The organism is Mycolicibacterium sp. CBM1 (assembly GCF_054073305.1).
Genome location: NZ_JBSXPP010000002.1, coordinates 159,029 through 178,468, shown reverse-complemented (window position 1 = coordinate 178,468; position 19,440 = coordinate 159,029). Strand labels below are relative to the sequence as shown.

The following is a 19,440-nucleotide window of genomic DNA, read 5'->3' as shown; positions in this document are numbered from 1 at the left end:
TAAATGGCCGCCGCCGTTGGACCGAATTCCGCGGCTGGGTCTACTCCGTCTTGCGCAGCGCGGCGGCGAACATGGCATCGGTGCCGTGCCGGTGCGGCCAGAGCTGGACGTGCGGTCCGTTGCCCAGCTGTGGGGCCGGCTCGAACAGCGGCCGGGTGTCCAGCGCGGTGACCGGGTGACGCCGCACCGCGTCGGAGACCACCCCCACCGTCTCGGCCACGTGCGGCGAGCAGGTGGCATAGATGATCACCCCGCCGGGGCGGGTCAGGGCGATCGCGGCGGCCAGCAACTCACGCTGCAGCTTGGCCAGCACCGGAACGTCGCCCGGGGTACGTCGCCAGCGCGCTTCCGGCCGGCGCCGCAGCGCCCCCAATCCGGTGCACGGCGCGTCGACGAGGACCCGGTCGAAGCTGCCCGATGGCAGCCCGGTTTCCCGGCCGTCGACCCGCAGCATCTCCACCGGCAGTCCGCGGGTGTTCTGCTCCACCAGGTCGGCGCGGCGCGCGGCGGGCTCGATCGCCGTCACGGCGGCACCCCGCTGCGCGGCGATCGCGGCGATCAGCGCGGTCTTGCCGCCCGGCCCCGAGCACAGGTCCAGCCAGCGTCCGCCGTCCTCGCCGAGGATCGGAGCCAGTGTCAGCGCCTGGGCGACCAGCTGGCTGCCCTCGTCCTGAACCAATGCCCTGTCCTCACGCACCGCCGCGAGCCGGCCGGGGTCACCGCCACCGAGGTACACCGCGTAGGGCGAAAACTGCCCGGGTTCACCGCCGACCTCGGCGGCTAGGTCCGCGGCGGTCAGCACACCGGGGCGCGCCGCGAGGTGCACACCCGGCCGGGCGTTGTCGGCGGCCAGGGCGGCGTCGAGCTCACCGGCGTCGGCACCGAGTGCGTCGGTGAATGCCTGCGCGATCCAGCGCGGATGGGCGTGGACGAAGGCGAGGTGCCCCACCGGGTCCGTCGCCGACGACGGGGCAAGTTCGGCCACCCACGACGCCTCGTCGCGAGACGCGATGGTACGCAGCACTCCGTTGACGAAACCTGCTCGCACACTGTCAAATTCGATGCCGGCCTGTTCGACGGTGGTGGACACCGCAGCGTGCTGGGCAACATTGGTGCGCAGCAGTTGGTAGGCGCCCAGCCGAAGCAGGTCCAGCAGTACCGGATCGATCTGGTCGGTCGGGCGACCGGCGGCGGCCACGATGACCGCGTCGAGCAGGCCCAATGTCCGGCAGCTGCCGTAGGCCAGTTCAGTGGCGAACGCCGCGTCCCGCCCGGCGATACCCCGCTCGGCGAGCATCGACGGCAGCACCAAGTTGGCGTAGGCGTCACGTTCGGACACCGCACGCAGCACGTCGAAGGCGGCCTGGCGGGCGGGATCGAGCGGCGTGCGCCGCGAGCGACGGGGCGGGCGCTGCTGGTCACGATCGCGCGCCGGCGGCGCACCGGTCCGGTCGCGTTGGGTAGATCTCTGAAATCCCTTGCCGCCGTGCTGTTTTCCTTTACCAGGTTGGTTGCCGCCACGCTGCGGACGCTCACTCATGATGCCCGCACCGTCTCGTCGAGGCGGGCACCGCGCGCCCAGTCCGCGGCGTTCATCGACTTCTTGCCCGGTGGCTGCACCTGACCCAACACCACCGGTTGGGTGGCGGTGCCGACCCGGACACCGGCTCGGTCCACGGCGATCACGCCCGGCGCCAGCGGCGGCGCCTCCTCGTCGATGCAGACCGTACCGACCTTGACCCGTAGCTCGCCGATCATCGTCCACGCGCCCGGGTTGGGTGTCACCGCCCGGATCCGGCGCTCGACGACGTGGGCAGGCAACTCCCAGCTGACGCGGGCCTGCTCGACCGTGATCTTCGGGGCCACACTGATGCCGTCGGCGGCCTGCGGTACCGGGGTCAAGGTGGCGTCGGCGATCCCGTCGAGGGTGGCCTCCAGCAGCGCGGCACCCGAGATCGCCAGCCGGTCCAGCAACTCCCCGGCGGTGTCGGTGGGGCGTACCGTCTCGGTCACCACGCCGTACACCGGGCCGGAGTCCAGGCTGGGTTCGATCTGGAAAGTCGTTGCGCCGGTGACGCTGTCGCCGGCGGCGATAGCGGCCTGCACCGGGGCGGCACCGCGCCAGGCCGGTAGCAGCGAGAAGTGCAGGTTGATCCAGCCGTGCTGCGGTACGGCCAGCAGGCCGTCGCCGAGGATGGCACCGTAGGCCACCACCGCGCAGCAGTCCGGCGCCAGCTCGGTGAGTTCGGCGATGAACTCCGCGGAGTTGGGCCGCGAGGGGCGCAGCACCGGTATCCCGGCATCGAGGGCCAGCTGCGCCACCGGCGATGGCGCCGGCTTGCCGCGCCGCCCTGCCACGGCATCCGGGCGGGTGAGCACGGCGATCACGTCGTGGCGCGGCGAGTCGAGCAGCCGCTGCAGCGACGGCAGAGCCGGTTCGGGGGTGCCGGCGAAAATGATTCGCATGGCTCTACTTTGGCACCTGGTAGAACTCGCGCTGCGAGGCCCCGGCCAGTCCTGCCACGAACATCCACGGAATCGTGCCGATCAACCGGTTCACGGTCGCGACGGCGTCGTTGTAGTACTGCCGGGCGAACGCCAGCTTGTCCTCGGTGTCGGCGAGGTTCTGTTGCAGGTTCAAGAAGTTGTTCGACGAGCCCAGCTGCGGGTAGGTCTGGCCGAGGGCCAGTACCTGCCCGACCGCGGTGTCGAACTCCTTCTCGGCCGAAGTACGTTGTGCCACCGACTTTCCCGCGGTCGCGGTAGCCAGTGCGCTCTGGGCGTCGGCGATGTGGTCGAGGACGGCCTTCTCATGGGCGGCGAAGGTCTGGACGGTCTGCATCAGGCTGGGAATCAGCGATGCCCGCCGGGTCAGTTGGACGTCGATCCCGCCCAGCGCCTCCGCGACGCGCACGTCGGCGGCGCGAACCTTGTTGTAGCCCACGACGAAAATGACGAGGACCAACACCGCGAGCACCAGCACCACGACCAGCACGAAGCTCACCATGAGCCGCCTCCTCCCCCGCCACCGCCACCACCGCCGCCGCCGCTGGACCCGCCGCCACCGCCGCTGCTCGACGACGACGATTGCGAGGCGGTGTAGGCACCGATCGAGGACGACAACGCCGACTCGAAGCTGTCGAAACTAGCACCACCGCCGCCGGACGAATGCCACGTGGTCCCCGACGACGACTGATACCAGTCCGGCTGCGGCGGGATCTGACCGGTGGCGGCTTGGTACTTGGCCGCCCACAGCGCCGCGACGCCGCCGGCGACCGCGAACGGTATGTAGGCGGTGTAGAGGTCCTTGCGGGCGGCGAAGTCGAACCGCGATTCCGCGGAGTCGGTGGACAGCATCCGGTAGAAACCGCCCACCTGCGACCAGAGCTCCCGGCCCGCCGCGGTGCGGCTACTGCCGACCCCCTCGGTCCAGGATCGGGCCGAGAACAGGAAGAACAACGCGAACGGCAGGCCGCACAGGGTGAACGGCGCCCAGATGAAGGCGCCGACGGCCAGGACCAGCCCGACGAAGTTGGCGACCCGCAGCCACAGCTCCTTGGAGCGCTTGACCATCAGGCCGCCGTCGAACGCCCATTTTCGGACCGCGACGGCCATGTCGGCCTTGGCCTTGGTCAGTTTCTTGCCCGCCGACACGGTGCCGTTGGCCTGGAATTCCCGCCCCGGACCCAGCACACCGAGTGCCGAGCCGATGTCCACGCTGACCGGGTCGACGTCGGCCCACGCCGCCTTGTCGGCGGTGCCGCGGATGGACCAGTGCTTCGGGCTGGTCTGCCTCAGTGACACCAAGCGCCGCTCGGCGAGGTGGAACAGCGTCGCGGTCAGCCCCTCGGCCGGCATCTTCTCGCTGCGGATGTACTCGCACTGCACCGGCCCCAGACCGGGCGGCGGCGCGTACTGCAGCGGGAAGCCCGGCGACGGCTCGACCGTCGTCCGCCACCACAGGTAACCGCCGAGTCCGGCCGCTACCGCCGCTCCCAGTAGCCACAGCACCGCGGGCGGGGACCGGCCAAGGATCGGGTCCCACCGGTAGGACCAGGGCAGTTCGGTGCGCGCCGGGGTCGGCACGTCGACTCCGGCCCGGACGGTGACCGGGGTGCGCGGCGGCAGGTCGGTGGCCGCCAGTCGGACGGTGTCGCCGCTCGTGGTGAGTCCCTCGCAGGCCCGGCCGACGCCGTAGCCGACCGAACACTGCGCGCCGGTGACGCCGCCGGGCAGGGTGATCGAGATGTCGGCACGCTCGATGTCGTTGTTCCATGCCGGCGCGACGACGTTCCAGAAGAACGCCGACCGCGCCGTCGGGTCGCCGGTCGACGACGCGAAGGTCCTGCCGGCGCCGGAGCTGCCTGGGTCGAGCACCCCGTCGATGGTGTAGCGGATCCGGAAGACGTGGGTGCCGTAGTCGAGGTAGCGGTCGGGGTCGCCGATCTTGGCGACGCGGAACCGCTGCCCGCTCTCCCACAGCAGTTGATAGGGCACCGGCTGGTCGTCGAGCAGGACCTCGCTCACCTGCGGCGCCTGTCGCACGTGCGGGGCATTGAGGTTGGCGACGTCCCAGTAGCGGAAGATGCCGTGCCGTCCACTGGGGAAGGCACCGGTGATGATCTCGGTGGCGTCGAGGCGGCCTTGCCGGTCAACGACGAAGTCGGCACGGTAATCGGTGATGACCACTGGGTCCGACGGTGGCCCGCCCTGCGAGGCACCGGTGAACACCAGCGGCCACAACAGCCCAATGGCGATGAGCAGCAACGTGATCGGCAAACCGATGAACCGGCCGATCCACTTCATCTCGCCTCCGGGGTCTGGTGTTCGGCTTCACCCTATGTGCAAAGGATCGATCTGTACTCGAACTGCCTCGTGGTCATGGCGGGCGCTTTGGATCGCGGTGGCGTGCCGCAGCGACGCGGCCAGCGCCAGGCCCTCGTCCCGGCGGACCCGCACCAACATGCGGATCGCCTGTTCACCAGGGGCGGTGCCCGACGGCCGGCGCACCCCGACCGGCAAGTCGACGGGCCCCAGCAGGTCGGCATCCTCAGGTAATTCGGCATGGTCGAGCAGTGCGGTGACCGCACCCGAGCCGCCGTCGATGGCAGCCATATGCACGCTGGGCGGCAGGCCGACTTCGGCGCGGGCCTGCAGTTCGGCTTCCGCGTGGCCCACCGGATCCCACTTGATCAGCGCCTGCACGGTCGGGATGGCCGACTCGGCCACGACTGCCACCACGCCGCCATCGGCCCGGCAGCGAACTTGGGCGGCGGCCGACATCCACCGCCGCAACGTGTCCTCGGCGGCGCGCAGATCCTGCCGTCCCAGCAACGCCCAGCTGTCGAGGAGCAGGGCTGCCCCGTAGCCCCCAGGTGCGTGCGGTTCGGCACCCGGCGTCGCGACGACGAGCGCCGGCCCGGTGCCGATCTCGGTGTGCACCGTCTCCCCCGCCGACGTGATCACCGGGGTGCCGGGGAACGCCCGGCCCATCTCCTCCGCGGTGCGCCGGGCGCCGACCACGACCGCGCGGATCGCCTCGGAGCCGCAGCGTTGGCAGCGCAGCGCGGTGTCGATGCGGCCGCACCAACGGCAAGCCGCCCCGGTGGCATCCCGATCGGACAGCGAGAGTGGACCGGTGCAGTGCCGACAACGCGCGATCGTGCGGCATCGGGCGCAGGCCACCGACGGCACGTAGCCGCGCCGCGGCACCTGGATCAGCACTGGCGCCTCGCGCTCGAGTGCGGCCCTCGCGGCGCGCAGAGCCATCGAGGGCAGCCGGGCCGAGCGTGCCGCGGCGTCGCGTTCTTCGGCATAGCCCTCGTCGTCGATGGCGACGACTCGCGGTGCGGCGGCCCGCACCACCGGCCGGGCCGCCACCAGGTCGTGCGCCCAGCCGCTGCGCACCAGCGCGTGGGCCTCGGCGGTGCGAGAGTAGCCGCCGATCATCGAGGCACAGCGCAACTGGTGGGCTCGCAACATCGCGACCTCGCGGGCGTGCGGGTAGGGCGCCCGCGGCTCAGCCAGAGTGTCGTCGCCGTCATCCCAGACCATGACCAGGCCGAGGCGTTCGACCGGAGCGAATACCGCACTGCGGGTGCCGATCACCAGCCGCGCGTGGCCGCGCAGCACCGACAACCACCGCCGGTATCGTGCCGACGGCCCGAGCCCCGCGGACAGCGCGACGACGGCGGCCTGGTCGATTCGTGCCGTGGCGGCGTTCCACAGCGCGTCGATGTCCCGTTGGTCAGGGACGACGGCCAGCACCCCGTAACCGCCGCTGACGGCGGCGGCCGCGGCCTCGGCGATCCGGTCACACCACGCCTCGCCGGGCAGCGCCTGCCACACCGCGCGGGCGGCCCGGCCGTCGTGCAAGGCGGTGAGGAACCGCTCGCCGCCGCCGTAGCGGGCCCAGCCAGCCGGGTCGACGGGGTCGACCACGGGCAACAGCGGCGCGTCGAGCTGCGTCTTCTCCGCCCTGGCGTGCCGGGGCGGGATGGCCAGGCGCAGGACGTCGGGCCGGGTGCCGGCGTAGCGGGCTGCGACGGCGTCGACCAGCCGGCGCACCTCCGGGGTGAGCACCGGCTCGGCCGAGATCACCCGGTCGAGCCAGCCCAGCTGCCCGACGTGGTCGGTGTCGGATCGGCGTTCCAGGACGAATGCGTCGACCAGCCGGCCGTGGAACCGCACCCGGACCCGCACCCCGGGCTGGGCGTCATCGGATTGTTCGGCGGAAACCAGATAGTCGAACTCGCGGTCCAGATGCGGCACCGACAGCATCGGCAGCACCCGTGCGATGGGTTCGTGCTCAGCGGCCCGCCGGATCGGCATCGTCGAAGACTATCGACGGCGCCGACAACGGGCCGAGAACCGCGGCAGACTCCCGCCGCCACCACTGCGGCGCCCGATGGTCATGAGGGGTTTGCTGCGTACCGTCCTCGGTTACCAAAAATCAAGATCACGGGAATCTAAGAAGCTTCCGAGGAGTTGCTTTTGCTGCGCTGCCTGCCGCAGCAACAGCTAGCATCGGCGTTATGCGAGAAGGCGTCATCGCGGTCGGTGTGACCGCGCTGCTCATGCTGACTTCCACGACCGCCTGCAGTGCCGAACAGGGCGATGACCAGTCCACGCAGTCCTCGGCTCCGTCGACAGCGACCTCGGCCGCACCGACCACGAGCAACCCGTACGGCGTTCCCTCCATCGATCCGCCGGCTCCCAACGAGCCCGTCCTCACCGTGACCGGAGGCAGCGCGCCGCTTTCCCTGACGATGGACGCGCTCGACGCGCTGGGCAGCACCACGATCGCCGTCGACGAGCCGTTCTTAAAGAAGCGGCAGACATTCAGCGGAGTGCCGTTGAGCAGTCTGCTCGCCAAAGCGGGCATCCCCAACGACGCGACAATCGATACCGTCGCGATCAACGACTACCACTACACCTCGCCGGTCGAACCGATGATCGCCTCCGCCGCGCTCATCGCGACCAAGCGCGATGGCGCACCGATCCCGTACGACCAGGGCGGCCCGATCCGTCTGATCTATCCCGACGGCACGCCGCTGTCCTCAGTGCTGGACGCTTGGAACTGGAGCCTGGCTTCGATCAATGTCACTCAGCAGGGATCCGGCACTTCCTGATGGCCGAGCGGCCGAGTTCACTGGCTCCGCGACTGCGACCCACCCGCGGGCAGCTGATCCTCGCCGCTGTCCTCACCTTGCTGCTCATCAGTCTGGCCTTGAGCCATTTCGCGAGTTCGGCCGCGCAGGCCCGCTACACCGAGACCTACGCGCGTACCGAGACCACCACCAACAACCTGCTCTACACCATGCGCGAAACGCTGGCATACGTCGACGCGGCCGACCGCTATGTGGTCGGCACCGTCCCCAGACGCAGTGTCCAGATCGCCAGGGCGCTACTGGGACAACGACTTTCGGTGGTGAGCGAGAACGGGCTCACCACCGGAGACACCGCCTCGGCGGAATACCAGAACGCACTCCAGCAGCTCGACGCCGCGGTCGGGCAGGTCCCAGCAGGATTCCTGCCACCCGATCAGCGCGAGCAGGTGGCACTACTGTTGATGCCCCGAACCCAGGCGTTGTCGGATGCGAGCCGCCGGCTGGTGGACACCACCGCCAGCCGCCTGCACACAGATGCCCGCGCCAGCGATGCCGCTCTCCTTCGCGGCCGGCTGACGCAACTGATCCTGCTCGCCATCACGTTGTTTTTAGGCGCCACACTGCTGACTTGGGTGGCGATCAACGTACGACGCCAGTACCGCACCGCCCGTGTGGCACTGGACGCGGAAGGCCGCGCTCTGCGCGAAACTCAGGAGCAGCTGGACCGGGTGTCCACACTCGAACGCGGCCAGGCTCATATCCTGGAGCGGATCGCCACGGGCACATCCGCTTTCGCTGTGGTCCGTGAGATCGCGCAGTTGGCATCAGAAGTGTCGGCAGCCCGGCCCGTGCGTATCACGTCGGGCGCGCGTGCGGTGCTCTATCCGCTGGGCGCGCACATCGTGGGCTCGCCGGTCTGGAGCGCGGTGTTTGAAGCCGAAGCCGCTGCAATCAGTGGCACCATCGAAGTCTTCGACCACGATCACGGTGAAGAGGTCGACGAGTTAATCCGAACGGCGCTGCTGCGCTGCCGGGAATTGGTGATCCTTGCCCTCAACCACGACGCGTCCGCGCAACAGCTTTTCCACCAGGCCAGCCATGACGCGCTGACCGGCCTGCCCAATCGCACATTGCTGATGTCTCGGCTGGGCGAAAGCCTGCAAGAGGCCCGAGGGAGCGGCAACTTCGTGGCCCTGTTGTTCTGCGATCTTGACCGATTCAAGATGGTCAACGATTCCATCGGCCATGCTGCGGGTGACCAATTGCTCATCGAAGCCGCCGGCCGGCTTTCGGCGACCGTCCGAGAAACCGACACGGTGGCGCGGCTCGGAGGCGACGAATTCGTGGTGCTGTGTCCCGCCATCCCCGATCGCGAACAGGCCATCGCGCTGGCCGAGCGGATGCGTGGCGCGCTCAGCACCCCGTATGCCATCGACGGCAAGGAGGCGTTCGTCGGGGCCAGCATCGGTATAGCGTTCGCCGACGAGTCGACGGTCTCAGGAGCGGAGTTGATGCGCGAAGCCGACGTGGCTATGTACCGAGCCAAGCTGACCGAGGGTAGCCACATCAACGTCTTCGACTCGAATCTGGAAGCCGAAGTCGCGCAACGTCTCGACCTCGATGCAGCGCTGCGGCGCGCGCTGGAGCGGGACCAGTTGTGCCTCGCTGCACAGCCGATCGTCATGCTCGACTCGAATAGAGTGACGGGCTTCGAACTTCTCCTTCAGTGGCGACGGCCCGGACTTCCGGACCTCAGTCCGTCGGCCTTCATTCCGCTGGCAGAAGACAACGGCATGATCATCGACATCGGCCGGTGGGTTCTGCAAGAAGGTATCGCCACCCTCGCCTGCTGGCGGCGAGCGGGATTGGCCGACAAGTTGACGATTTCGGTGAACGTGTCGCCGCGTCAAGTGCGGGAGCCGGGATTCGCCGCTGAAGTGACCTCGCTGTTGCGTTCGGAAGGCGTGCCGGCCGATGCGCTGGTCATCGAGTTGACTGAGCATGCCCTCATCGACCTTAAAGTCGCGCAGGCGGCCCTGGATGAACTTCGCGATCAGGGCGTGCGGGTATCCCTCGACGACTTCGGGACGGGCTATTCCTCGTTGACCCAGTTGCGGAGTCTTCCGGTGGACCAGATGAAGCTCGACCGGTCGTTCGTCGTGGCGCTGGACGACGGCAGCGAAAAGCAGAGCGCGGTTGTGAGATCAGTTGTCTCCCTTGCCAAAGCACTTGCCCTCGACCTGGTGGTGGAGGGCGTCGAGACGCTCGCCGAGCGCGACGCACTGGTGGAGATGGGCGTGCCCAAGGGGCAAGGATTCCTGTTCCACCGGCCCATGGAATTTGCCGACGCCTTCCGGCTGCTGGAAGCCGGCGGCATCTGCGACGTCGCCGAGGACCGAACCGTAGACCCATCCACGCCGAGACAGGCTTTCATGACCTGACAGCCGGCCGCTGTTGGGCCGGGATCACCGAGCTCATCGGCACCGTGCCGGGTTCTCTTGATCATCCCGCCCCGATCGGCCGCAGCATGCTATAGCGTCGAATACTCAGCAATGCATACCAGTCTCGTGCCGACGAAGGAGTGCGGAGATGACTGAACCGGGGGGAAGCACCGACGCGGATTGCGCGCCGGCCATGCCGGAGCCGAGCGTCGCAGCAGGTGGACCTGAACGGCGCGCCGCGACCGGCGGACCTGACAGCCGGACCGATCAGAGCGGCCCACCGGTTGTCGAGCGGCGCCGGCCCAGACACGAACGGCGCCCACCGAATCCGCGTGTCAGCGTAGTCGTCCCTGCCAAGAACGAGGCCCCCAACATCCGGGAGATCCTGCCCTACCTAGCCGACTATCACGAGGTCATCGTGGTGGTCAGCGAGGACGACAAGGAGTCCGCTGAGGCCGCCAGCGCGGCACTTCCCTCGGCGAAGATCATCCGGCAGACCCGCAAGGGCAAAGGCAATGCGTTGGCGTGCGGGTTCAAGGAGGTGACCGGGGACGCGATCGTCATGTTCGATATCGACGGCTCTGCCGACCCCAACGAGATCCCGCGATTCATCAGGGCGCTGACCGAAGGGGCCGACCTGGCCAAGGGCAGCCGATTCTGTCGCGGCGGGGGAAGCGAGGACATCACTGCGCTGCGAACATCGGGCAACCTGGGCCTGAACCTGTTGGCCAGCCTACTGACGAACACCCGGTTCACCGATCTGTGCTACGGATACAACGCCTTCTGGGCCGACCAGCTGTACATGCTCGACCTACCCGACACCGATGTCGAAGGGGCGGCACAGATGTTGCGCGGCGACGGCTTCGAGATCGAGGCGCTGATCATCGGGCGCTTTGCGCTCTCGGGCGCCGCGATCACCGAGGTGCCGAGCTTCGAACACGGCCGCTACCACGGCCACACCAACCTCAACACGTTCCGGGACGGATTCCGCGTCCTGTGGACGATCTTGCAGGACCGTCGCTACGCGCGCCAGATCCGCCAGGTCGCGAAGCGCCGACATGCCAGCAACACCGCGGCTCCCAAACCGCCCGGGTGGATGACTGGTGAACCACCGCGGCATGGCGTTCGGCGCATCAAGCGACTCGAGTTGGATCCGGCGGCTCGCTAGCGCCGTGGTCGCACAGCAGAAGTGACCGGCTCGGCCATCGTCGGCAAGCACACACAGACTCGGGGGCGCGCACGGAAACGACGACATCGGCATCACCGGCCGGCCGCGGGCCCGCCTCACCGTGGCTGCGACTGCGGCGAGCCGTCATTGGCGTGTTTCTCTGGCTCTGCATGCTTATCGCCGCGGCGGCATTGGCGGCCCGGTTTGTGTCGGTGACCAACCACGCGGTGCTCGCACTGACTGCGTGGTCGCCGTATCTCATGCTGGCAGCGGGTATCTCGACACTGTTCGCGGTACTCACTCGACGCTGGCGAGCGGCATCAGCCGCCCTGACCCTGACAGCTGCGGTGGTGGCCGCTGAGCTGCCGCTGTTCCTGGGGGATGATCAGGCCGGCGCAGGCGCCGTTGCAGTCCGCGTTCTCACCGCGAATCTCCGTGAAGGACAGGCCGACATGGCTGCGTTGACAACGATTGCCGAGGACCAGGCCGACCTCTTGATCGTGCAGGAACTCACCCCTCGTGCCGTCGGCATTCTCACGCGCAGTGGACTCGACTCGGAGTTTCGCTATCGGGCCCTTGATACCCAGCCGCACGACCCCGGCGGAGTGGGTATCTGGAGCCGATACCCAGTGGTGCGGTGGAGCCGTGTTCACGGTTACGCGCTGGGAGTGATCAAGGCGGCTATTCGAATACCCGAGGCCGCCGCCGACACGATGGTGCTGGCCGCCCACGTGGTCGGACCCTGGCCACAGCCCATCTCCGGTTGGCGCGAGGAGCTCGCCGCATTCCCCGCCACCATGAACCAAGCCGCGGCCGAAGCCGGTCTGGGTGCGGTGATCGTCGCCGGCGATTTCAACGCGACCTTCGATATGAAGAACTACCGGGCGCTTCTGCAGAACGGCTTCCGGGACGTGGCCGAACAATCCGGCGCCGGACTCACGCCGTCATTCCGCGCCGACGGGTCCCTCCCACCACTGATCGGCATCGACCACATCGTCACCCACACCAGTTCCGCTAGTGCAGCCCGTACCGTGCGAGTCCCTGGCTCGGACCACCTCGGGCTCGTGGCGACCGTCCATGTCCCGCGCTAACAACAAACCAATGGCCGGGCGAACGGGTCGGCCGACACCTGCCCGGCGCACTGAACGACGGACAGTGATGCGCCTCCTGGTTGTACAGATCTGCGCGCTCGCCGGACAGGTCGCGGCGGTGTGGCTGGCGCGTCGGTCGCATGGGTACGAAGGTGAGCTGACCAACCTCGTCAGCCTCGCGGTGGTGTTCGGTAGTGCGCTGTGGGTCCTGACCGCCCCGGAACTGACGAGGGCGGCACGAAACACCGCGGTGGCCTGCCTCGGCATCACACCCACGCTGATGTGGCGGGCCACCAACCCGCTGCTGTTCACCGGATTCGACGAGCAACTGCATATGCGCACTCTCGGCGACATTTTGTCGTCACACCGGCTCTTCGAAGCGAATCCGCTGCTGCAGGTCAGTCCCCGTTATCCGGGCATCGAGACGCTCACGGTGCTGGTTCATCAGACCGGGATCCCCACCATGGCCTCGGCGGTCATCGTCATCCTCGTCGCCCGGCTGGTGCTGGTCGCAGTCCTCTGCGATGCCGTCGAGCAGCTCACCGGCAGCATGCGGGCCGGTGGGCTGGCGGTCGCGATCTACGCGTTGTCGCCGCAGTTCGTGTTCTTCAACAACCAGTTCGCCTACCAAACCCTGGCACTGCCGCTCGCACTCGCCGCGGTCAGCCTGATCGCCCGGGCGCGGCACTCCGACGATCCGCTGCCGCTGTTCGGCGGTGCGACGGTGTGTCTGCTGGCCGTGGCGATGACTCATCACGTCACGAGTCTGCTCACGGCGGTGTTCCTCCTGGTTTGGACACTTGCCGAGCGTGGCCAGGGCAGGCTGCGAGTCGCCTACGGCGCACTGGCCGCGATCGCGGCGGCATTGGCATGGGCCATCGTGCAGCGATCACTCCTGGAGGACTACTTCGGTCCGATCATCGACGACGTGACCGGTCAGGTCTCCGGCGGTGAGACCCGGAAGACGTTCCAGGACTCGGCCGGAACGATCACGCCTCGACTGGACACCGCACTGCTTCTTTACTACGCCGCCGCGGTGTCGATGCTCGTGCTCGCTCTCGGCCTGTTGGCCCTGCATTGGTGGAGGCGCGGAGAGCGGCACATGCTCAAGTGGGGTCCGCACTTCTTGATCCTCCTACTCGCGGGGATGATCCCGATCATGATGGCGGCCCGGGTGGTGCCCAAGGGCGGCGAACTGTTCGACCGCGGAAGCAGTTTCCTGTTCCTCCCACTGAGCCTGGCGGCAGCTCGCTTCGCCGTTCGGCTGTGGTGGCCGCAGCCGGGACAGCCGGCCCTCCAGGACGAGAGCCGGACGATCGTCGTCAGGCTGCGAGCCCTCATGCTGACTGCACTGCGCGCCGTCGGACTGGACCGCCGCCCGCGAGTGGCCCGGTTGCTGGCGGTGGCCCTGGCCTCTGGCATCTTCCTCGGCGGCTATGTGCTTGGGAGCGGGCCGTTCTGGGCCCGACTTCCGGGCTCTTTCCTGCCGGCTGCCGACACCCGTTCGATGGATGCCGAAGTGCTGGCAGCAGCGCGGTGGGCGCGCCAGAACCTCCCGGCCGGCAGCCGCATCGGCGCAGACCGCGTCGGCTCGGAGCTGCTCGCATCCCAGGCCGGGGTGTGGCCCGTGATGAAGGCCAACGGTGTCACCGTGCCTCCGCTGTACTTCGCCGATGATTTCGGCCTCACCGAGAAGGACACCGTTCGCGGACTCCGGCTGCGGTTCCTCTACGTCGATCGCCGCCTGGCCGACGGACTGCCCCGGTTCAAGTTCTACTTCGAAGACGGCGAACCGGGTGACGGACGCGTGAAGCTCACCGATTCCCAGCTGACCAAGTTCGACGCCGTGCCGGGTATCGAGCTCGTCTATCGACACGGACCGATCTCGATCTACGACATGAAGAAACTGGGCGTACCCGAGCAGCGAAATGGTTGGTACGGGCCGACACCACGCGTCAGCGTCGTCGCGCAGCTGGCGCTGGGGTCGGTGTGTGGGCTGTCGCTGGCCCTGCTTGCGCGCAGCCGCATTTGGCCGCGCGCCGTCGGGGCCGCCAGACGGCTGCGGCGTGTCGCCGGGCCGGCGTTGACCGTCGCCGTTGCCGTTGCCGGTGCAGCCGTCCTGTCGGCAGCGCTGATCTTGTGCCGCGTATGGCTGACACCGCTGACGTGGTTGGCGGTCGTCACCGTCGTGATGATGGCCAACCCGATCACGACCGCACGTCGCGTGCGCCGCGGGGCGGAATGGTTGACCTGGCAAGGATTCCGGACAGTAGCTCCGCTGGTGATCGCGCTCGCGATCATCATCGGGGCGGCCGCCTACGACGCAGCACGCATCAACATCATCGGCGTACGCGAGGTCCTCAATGACCCTTCTGCTATCCAGATATCGCCGAATTAGCAACGCGGCTGACAAATTCGAGAAAAATCAAGTGATGTTGACCGACCCCGCGAGGCGAGACTGTGACGCCGCCGATTTACCGACGTGTGCAGTAGTCATCTGTGCCTACACCGAAGAACGCTGGGACGACATCTTGCGGGCGGTGGATTCCGTACAAACCCAGCAGCCGCCACCGGACGACCTCATCGTGGTCGTCGACCACAACGAGGTCCTGCAGGCGCGCCTCGCCGAACACCTCTCCGGTGTACGCGTGGTCACCAATCAGCATGAACGGGGCCTGTCCGGAGCGAGGAACACCGGAGTCGAACTCACCGATGCCGACGTGGTGATGTTTCTCGACGACGACGCGGCCGCCGAGCCCGGTTGGCTGGCGGGACTGGCGCGCCATTACACGGACGCAGACGTCCTGGGTGTCGGCGGCCGGATCGACCCCAGTTGGGCCACTCGACGTCCGCCATGGTGGCCACCGGAGTTCGATTGGGTGGTGGGCTGTAACTACACAGGGCAGCGGGCCGGCGTAGTCCGAAATCTCATCGGCGCCAATGCATCCTTCCGGCGCGAGTTGTTTGATGCCGGTGGATTCGTGACCGGCATCGGTAGATCGGCGGCGGTACAGCGCCCCGTCGGCTGCGAAGAGACCGAGTTCTGCATCCGAACCGCGAAGGCGCGCCCCGGTGGTGTCTTCATCTACGACGACCAGGCCGCCGTCAGTCACAGCGTGCCGGCCGGGCGCCAGACCTTTTCGTACTTTCGCTCGCGGTGCTTCTCGGAGGGGTTGTCGAAAGCACAAGTGACCGAAAGTGTCGGGGTGGCAACGGGACTGTCCGCGGAATGGACTTATTCGTCGATCATCCTGCCGCTCGGCGTGCTGCGCGGTCTGTGGGAGGCGCTCAGGGGCGAGCGGGCCGGGCTGCTCAGGGCGGCGGTCATTGTGATCGGCCTGGCCTACACCACCGTGGGGTATGTCCGCGGTGTGCTGTCCGAACGGTGGCACAGGCACGGCGAGCCGCGATGAGCGAGTCAGGGCGTACGAGACGGCTGCGGGTGGCGATGGTCTCTGCCAGGGCGTTGCCGCTGATGGGTGGTATCGAGACCCACGTACACGAGGTCTCTCGCCGGCTTGCCGCCGCCGGGGTCGAGGTTACGGTGTTGACCTCCGACACCACCGGGAAGCTTCCGGCCGACGAGACGATGGCCGGCTACCGCATCAGGCGCTGGCCGTCGTATCCGCGTTCCCGCGATTACTACTTCGCCCCCGGACTCGCGCGTCACCTGTTGTCCGCTCCTGACTACGACGTCGTCCACATCCAGGGTGTCCACGCACTGGTTGCCCCGATGGCGCTCGCGGCGACCAGACGAGCGCACCTGCCATCGGTTCTGACCTTCCACACCGGCGGGCATTCGTCAGGACTTCGCGAGGCGGTGCGCCCGCTGCAGTGGAAGCTCTTGGCTCCTCTGCTGCGGACGGCGTCGGCGTTGGTGGCGGTATGCGAATACGAACGGGCGATGTTCGCCCGATCACTCGGGATACCTGAGTCACGTATCCGGCTGATCAGGAATGGATGTGATCCGCTGCCGATCGATCCCACCGCGCCGAAGCCGGCGGGTAGCCCGCTGCTGGTGTCCGTCGGCCGATTGGAGCGGTACAAGGGCCACCACCGGATTCTGGGGGCCCTTCCGGCCATTCTGTCCCGCGCACCCGATGCCAGGCTGGAATTGATCGGTGGTGGCCCCTACGAGCAACACCTACGGGAACTTGCCGCCGAGCTGGGCGTGGCCGACCGCGTGTCGATCCGAAGCTTCGGGCCCACTGAGCGGGCCGCCATGGGAACCGTGGTAGCCAATGCTGATGTGGTCTGCCTGCTCAGTGAGTACGAGGCCCATCCGGTCGCGGTGATGGAAGCGATCGGTACCGGGAGCAAGGCCCTTGTCGCGGACACTTCGGGGTTGTCCGAGCTCGGGCGGGCCGGGCTGGTGACGACAATTCCCCTCGACGCCTCCGCCGATCAGATCGCCGCCGCCGCATTGGCCGTCGCCGCGGCGCCGCGCCCTGCACCGCCGCACGTGCCGACATGGGACGACTGCGCCGCACAACTCCACCGTCTCTACCAGGAGGTCGCACGGTGAGAATCCTCCAGCTGGCCCAGTTCCTCCCGCCGGTGGCCGGTGGGGAGGAGCGTCATGTGTGGAATCTGGCCCGCGCCTTGGCCGCTCGTGGGCACGAAGTGACCTTGCTCGGCTTCGCCAGCGGGGAGGAACTTCCGGGAGAAGCTGTGTCCGACGACGTGCGCGTGGTGCGCGTCGCCAGCACCGCCGCGAGATTGTCCGCGCTGTACAGCGACTCATCACGACCGCACGCCCTGCCCATACCGGATCCGGCAGTGCGACAGGCGATCCGGCAGGAACTGTCCACCAGGGCGTTCGACGTCGTCCATGCCCACAATTGGATCGTCAACAGTGCCCTGGGACCAGCGGCCGCCGCCGGGGTGCCCTTGGTCATGACCCTGCATGACTACAGCCATGTCTGCGCGACGAAGCGCTTCATGGAGCGTGGGCAAAGCCGCTGCCCCGGTCCGGATCCGGCGCGCTGCCTGCCGTGCGCCACCGACCACTACGGCACCGTCAACGGTCTGGTCACCTTGACCGCAAACGCCTGGTCGGCGCGACGCCGCGCGAAACGTGTCGCTGCGGCGGCCGCGGTCAGCAGCGCGGTTGCCGAGGCTGTCACGGTTCCCACCGGTCATTGGCTACACAGCGCCCGGCTGCGGATCCGGGTGATACCCAACTTTATTCCCGACGAGATCATCGTCGAATCGGTGGCGCCGGCGGGACCGGACGCGCCACTGCTGTTCGTCGGAGATCTCACCGCTGACAAAGGTGTCCGGACATTGCTCGATGCCTACGAGATGCTGGACAGTCCTCCCCCGCTCGTGCTCGCCGGCCGCTCACCCACCCCGGACCGCTGGAGATTTCCCCATGGAGCGAAATGGGCCGGGCAGCTGCCGCACGACGCCATCGTCGAGCTGTTCCGGACCGCCAGGTTGGTCGTGGTGCCGTCGGTCTGGGCAGATCCCTGCCCCACCGTGGTTCTCGAAGCGATGGCGGCCGGCCGGGCCGTGGTTGCCACCGCATCGGGCGGCATCCTGGACATGGTCGTCGACGGCCTCACCGGACTGCTCGTGCCTCCCGGTGACGCTGCCGCGCTGGCTGGAGCACTGACCGCGGTGCTCGACGATCCGGACAAAGCGCGGGCCTTCGGTGCGGCAGGCCACGACAGAGCGCAGAGCTTCACCGTCAGCTCAGTGGTGCGACGCCTGGAACAGATGTACGCCGACGCGATCAGCGATGCAGTTTCCCCGGCGCACCGATGACAGAACTGCCCTCGCCCGGCAGCGGCGACGACCATGCCGAAATCGAAGCCGAACATCAGCACAAATTGCGCTTGCTACTGCGCAGTGCGGCCGCGCTCGTCTCGACGTCGATCGTCACCTCGGGGTTGGGTTTTGTGTATTGGGCGCTCGCCGCGCGGATGTTCAATGCCTCCGATGTGGGTGAGTCGGCCACCGCCATCTCCGCGATGAGTTTGATCGCGCCCTTCACCGTGCTCGGTTTCGGCACCGTGCTCATCGCCCGGCTACCTGCGATGCAGGTTGGACGGGCGCGGCTGATCGCCACCACCGCCGTCGTCAGTGGCACGGTCGGGACGGCCGTCGCACTGTTGGCGGCGTTCACCTTGCCCAGCGCCTTTCTCGGTTTGCCGGGTATCGGCCATGACGTTGGCATCACCGTGCTCTTCACCGCGGCCGTGGCGACGCAGTCCATTGGCTACATGCTCGACCAGGCCCTGCTCAGTAGCCTGGGTGGCGGAATACAGCTGGGTCGCAACACTGTTCAAGCGGTCGTGAAGTTGGCGCTGTTGGCGGCCTTCGCATTGACGCTTCACCGTTACGGGTCACTGACCATCTTCGCCAGCTGGTTCATCGCAAACGTCGTATCGATCACCGCGGTCACCATCGTCCTGATCCGCCGATTCCGTGTCGGGCTGCGGGGGCTGATACCCGAGCTGTCGGCCCTGCGGGGTCTTCACTTCGAAGCCGCCAAGCATCACGCCCTCAACATCGCACTGTTCACGCCCTTTTTCGCGATGCCGATCCTGGGCAACGTTCTACTGGGATCGGAGGTGGCCGGCTATCTCTACGCAACCTGGTCCATAGCCGGGTTCCTGTTCTACGTTCCGATCGCACTTGCGACCGCGCTTTTCGCGTCCGGGGCGCGGGATTCGCGAACCTTCGCGATGGAGTTCGGGTTCACACTGCGCTATGCGCTGCTGATCTGCACAGCAGCCAATCTGGGTGTTCTGCTGCTGGGGCACTGGGTGTTGCACATCTTCGGCGCCGCATACGCCGACAGCGGCCGGCAGGCACTCATCGTCATGTGTTTGGGCGGATTCGGCCTCATCGTCAAGGACCACCACGTTGCGGTGGCTCGCGTTGCCGGGACTGTCGGACGTGAGGCGATGATGATCGCCGTACTCGGGATGGGGGAGCTAGCCGGGGCCGCTGTCGGGGCCGCGCACGGCGGGCTTACCGGGCTGGCACTGGGCTGGTTGTCCGCTGTCGCCCTGGAAATGGCCGTGTGTGCCCCGACGGTCGTGCGCATGTACCGGGGACGGCTGCTCCTGCCCATCCACTCAGGCCTTGACGGCCGGGCCAACGCGACCGAGGCCTGATCC

At 67.9% G+C, this 19,440-nt stretch carries 14 protein-coding genes; 9 read left to right on the top strand and 5 right to left on the bottom strand.

Annotated features, from left to right (window positions below; all coding sequences use genetic code 11):
- Positions 1 to 40: 40 nt before the first annotated feature.
- From ACXDF8_RS03570 to ACXDF8_RS03550, 5 genes are read right to left on the bottom strand one after another with little or no spacing between them, the layout of a single operon-like run.
- Entirely contained in the window at positions 41 to 1,540 is a 1,500-nt protein-coding gene (locus tag ACXDF8_RS03570; protein WP_457221868.1) for an RsmB/NOP family class I SAM-dependent RNA methyltransferase, read from the bottom strand.
- On the bottom strand, positions 1,537 to 2,466 hold the full coding sequence (gene fmt / locus ACXDF8_RS03565) for a methionyl-tRNA formyltransferase (RefSeq protein WP_457221867.1): 930 nt from the start codon (positions 2,464 to 2,466) through the stop codon (positions 1,537 to 1,539). The genes ACXDF8_RS03570 and fmt overlap by 4 nt, the downstream gene beginning before the upstream one ends.
- A gap of 4 nt (positions 2,467 to 2,470) precedes the next feature.
- On the bottom strand, positions 2,471 to 3,007 hold the full coding sequence (locus ACXDF8_RS03560) for a LemA family protein (protein WP_457221866.1): 537 nt from the start codon (positions 3,005 to 3,007) through the stop codon (positions 2,471 to 2,473).
- Complete coding sequence (locus ACXDF8_RS03555; RefSeq protein ID WP_457221865.1) at positions 3,001 to 4,806, bottom strand: DUF2207 domain-containing protein; 1,806 nt, start codon at positions 4,804 to 4,806, stop codon at positions 3,001 to 3,003. Before ACXDF8_RS03555 ends, ACXDF8_RS03560 begins: the two co-directional genes overlap by 7 nt.
- 27 nt (positions 4,807 to 4,833) lie before the next feature.
- Complete coding sequence (locus ACXDF8_RS03550; RefSeq protein WP_457221864.1) at positions 4,834 to 6,831, bottom strand: primosomal protein N'; 1,998 nt, start codon at positions 6,829 to 6,831, stop codon at positions 4,834 to 4,836.
- Positions 6,832 to 7,034: 203 nt separating this feature from the next.
- On the opposite strand from ACXDF8_RS03550, the gene ACXDF8_RS03545 reads away from it, so the two are divergent.
- The 9 genes from ACXDF8_RS03545 (at position 7,035) to ACXDF8_RS03505 (ending at position 19,437) form a co-directional block, all read left to right on the top strand.
- Entirely contained in the window at positions 7,035 to 7,631 is a 597-nt protein-coding gene (locus tag ACXDF8_RS03545; RefSeq protein WP_457221863.1) for a putative pterin-binding protein, read from the top strand.
- 77 nt (positions 7,632 to 7,708) lie between these two features.
- Positions 7,709 to 10,051, top strand: coding sequence for a putative bifunctional diguanylate cyclase/phosphodiesterase (locus ACXDF8_RS03540; RefSeq protein ID WP_457221862.1), 2,343 nt, complete (start codon positions 7,709 to 7,711; stop codon positions 10,049 to 10,051).
- A 148-nt stretch (positions 10,052 to 10,199) separates the two neighbouring features.
- Positions 10,200 to 11,219, top strand: coding sequence for a glycosyltransferase family 2 protein (locus tag ACXDF8_RS03535; RefSeq protein WP_457221861.1), 1,020 nt, complete (start codon positions 10,200 to 10,202; stop codon positions 11,217 to 11,219).
- A 170-nt stretch (positions 11,220 to 11,389) separates the two neighbouring features.
- Positions 11,390 to 12,310, top strand: coding sequence for an endonuclease/exonuclease/phosphatase family protein (locus ACXDF8_RS03530; protein ID WP_457221860.1), 921 nt, complete (start codon positions 11,390 to 11,392; stop codon positions 12,308 to 12,310).
- Positions 12,311 to 12,377: 67 nt separating this feature from the next.
- Complete coding sequence (locus ACXDF8_RS03525; RefSeq protein WP_457221859.1) at positions 12,378 to 14,708, top strand: hypothetical protein; 2,331 nt, start codon at positions 12,378 to 12,380, stop codon at positions 14,706 to 14,708.
- Positions 14,709 to 14,742: 34 nt separating this feature from the next.
- Positions 14,743 to 15,723 (top strand): glycosyltransferase family 2 protein, encoded by a 981-nt coding sequence (locus tag ACXDF8_RS03520; protein ID WP_457221858.1) that lies wholly within the window; start codon positions 14,743 to 14,745, stop codon positions 15,721 to 15,723.
- Complete coding sequence (locus tag ACXDF8_RS03515; RefSeq protein ID WP_457221857.1) at positions 15,720 to 16,835, top strand: glycosyltransferase family 4 protein; 1,116 nt, start codon at positions 15,720 to 15,722, stop codon at positions 16,833 to 16,835. Before ACXDF8_RS03520 ends, ACXDF8_RS03515 begins: the two co-directional genes overlap by 4 nt.
- Positions 16,832 to 18,079, top strand: coding sequence for a glycosyltransferase family 4 protein (locus tag ACXDF8_RS03510; RefSeq protein WP_457221856.1), 1,248 nt, complete (start codon positions 16,832 to 16,834; stop codon positions 18,077 to 18,079). Before ACXDF8_RS03515 ends, ACXDF8_RS03510 begins: the two co-directional genes overlap by 4 nt.
- Complete coding sequence (locus ACXDF8_RS03505; RefSeq protein WP_457221855.1) at positions 18,076 to 19,437, top strand: lipopolysaccharide biosynthesis protein; 1,362 nt, start codon at positions 18,076 to 18,078, stop codon at positions 19,435 to 19,437. Before ACXDF8_RS03510 ends, ACXDF8_RS03505 begins: the two co-directional genes overlap by 4 nt.
- The last annotated feature ends 3 nt before the right edge of the window (positions 19,438 to 19,440 follow it).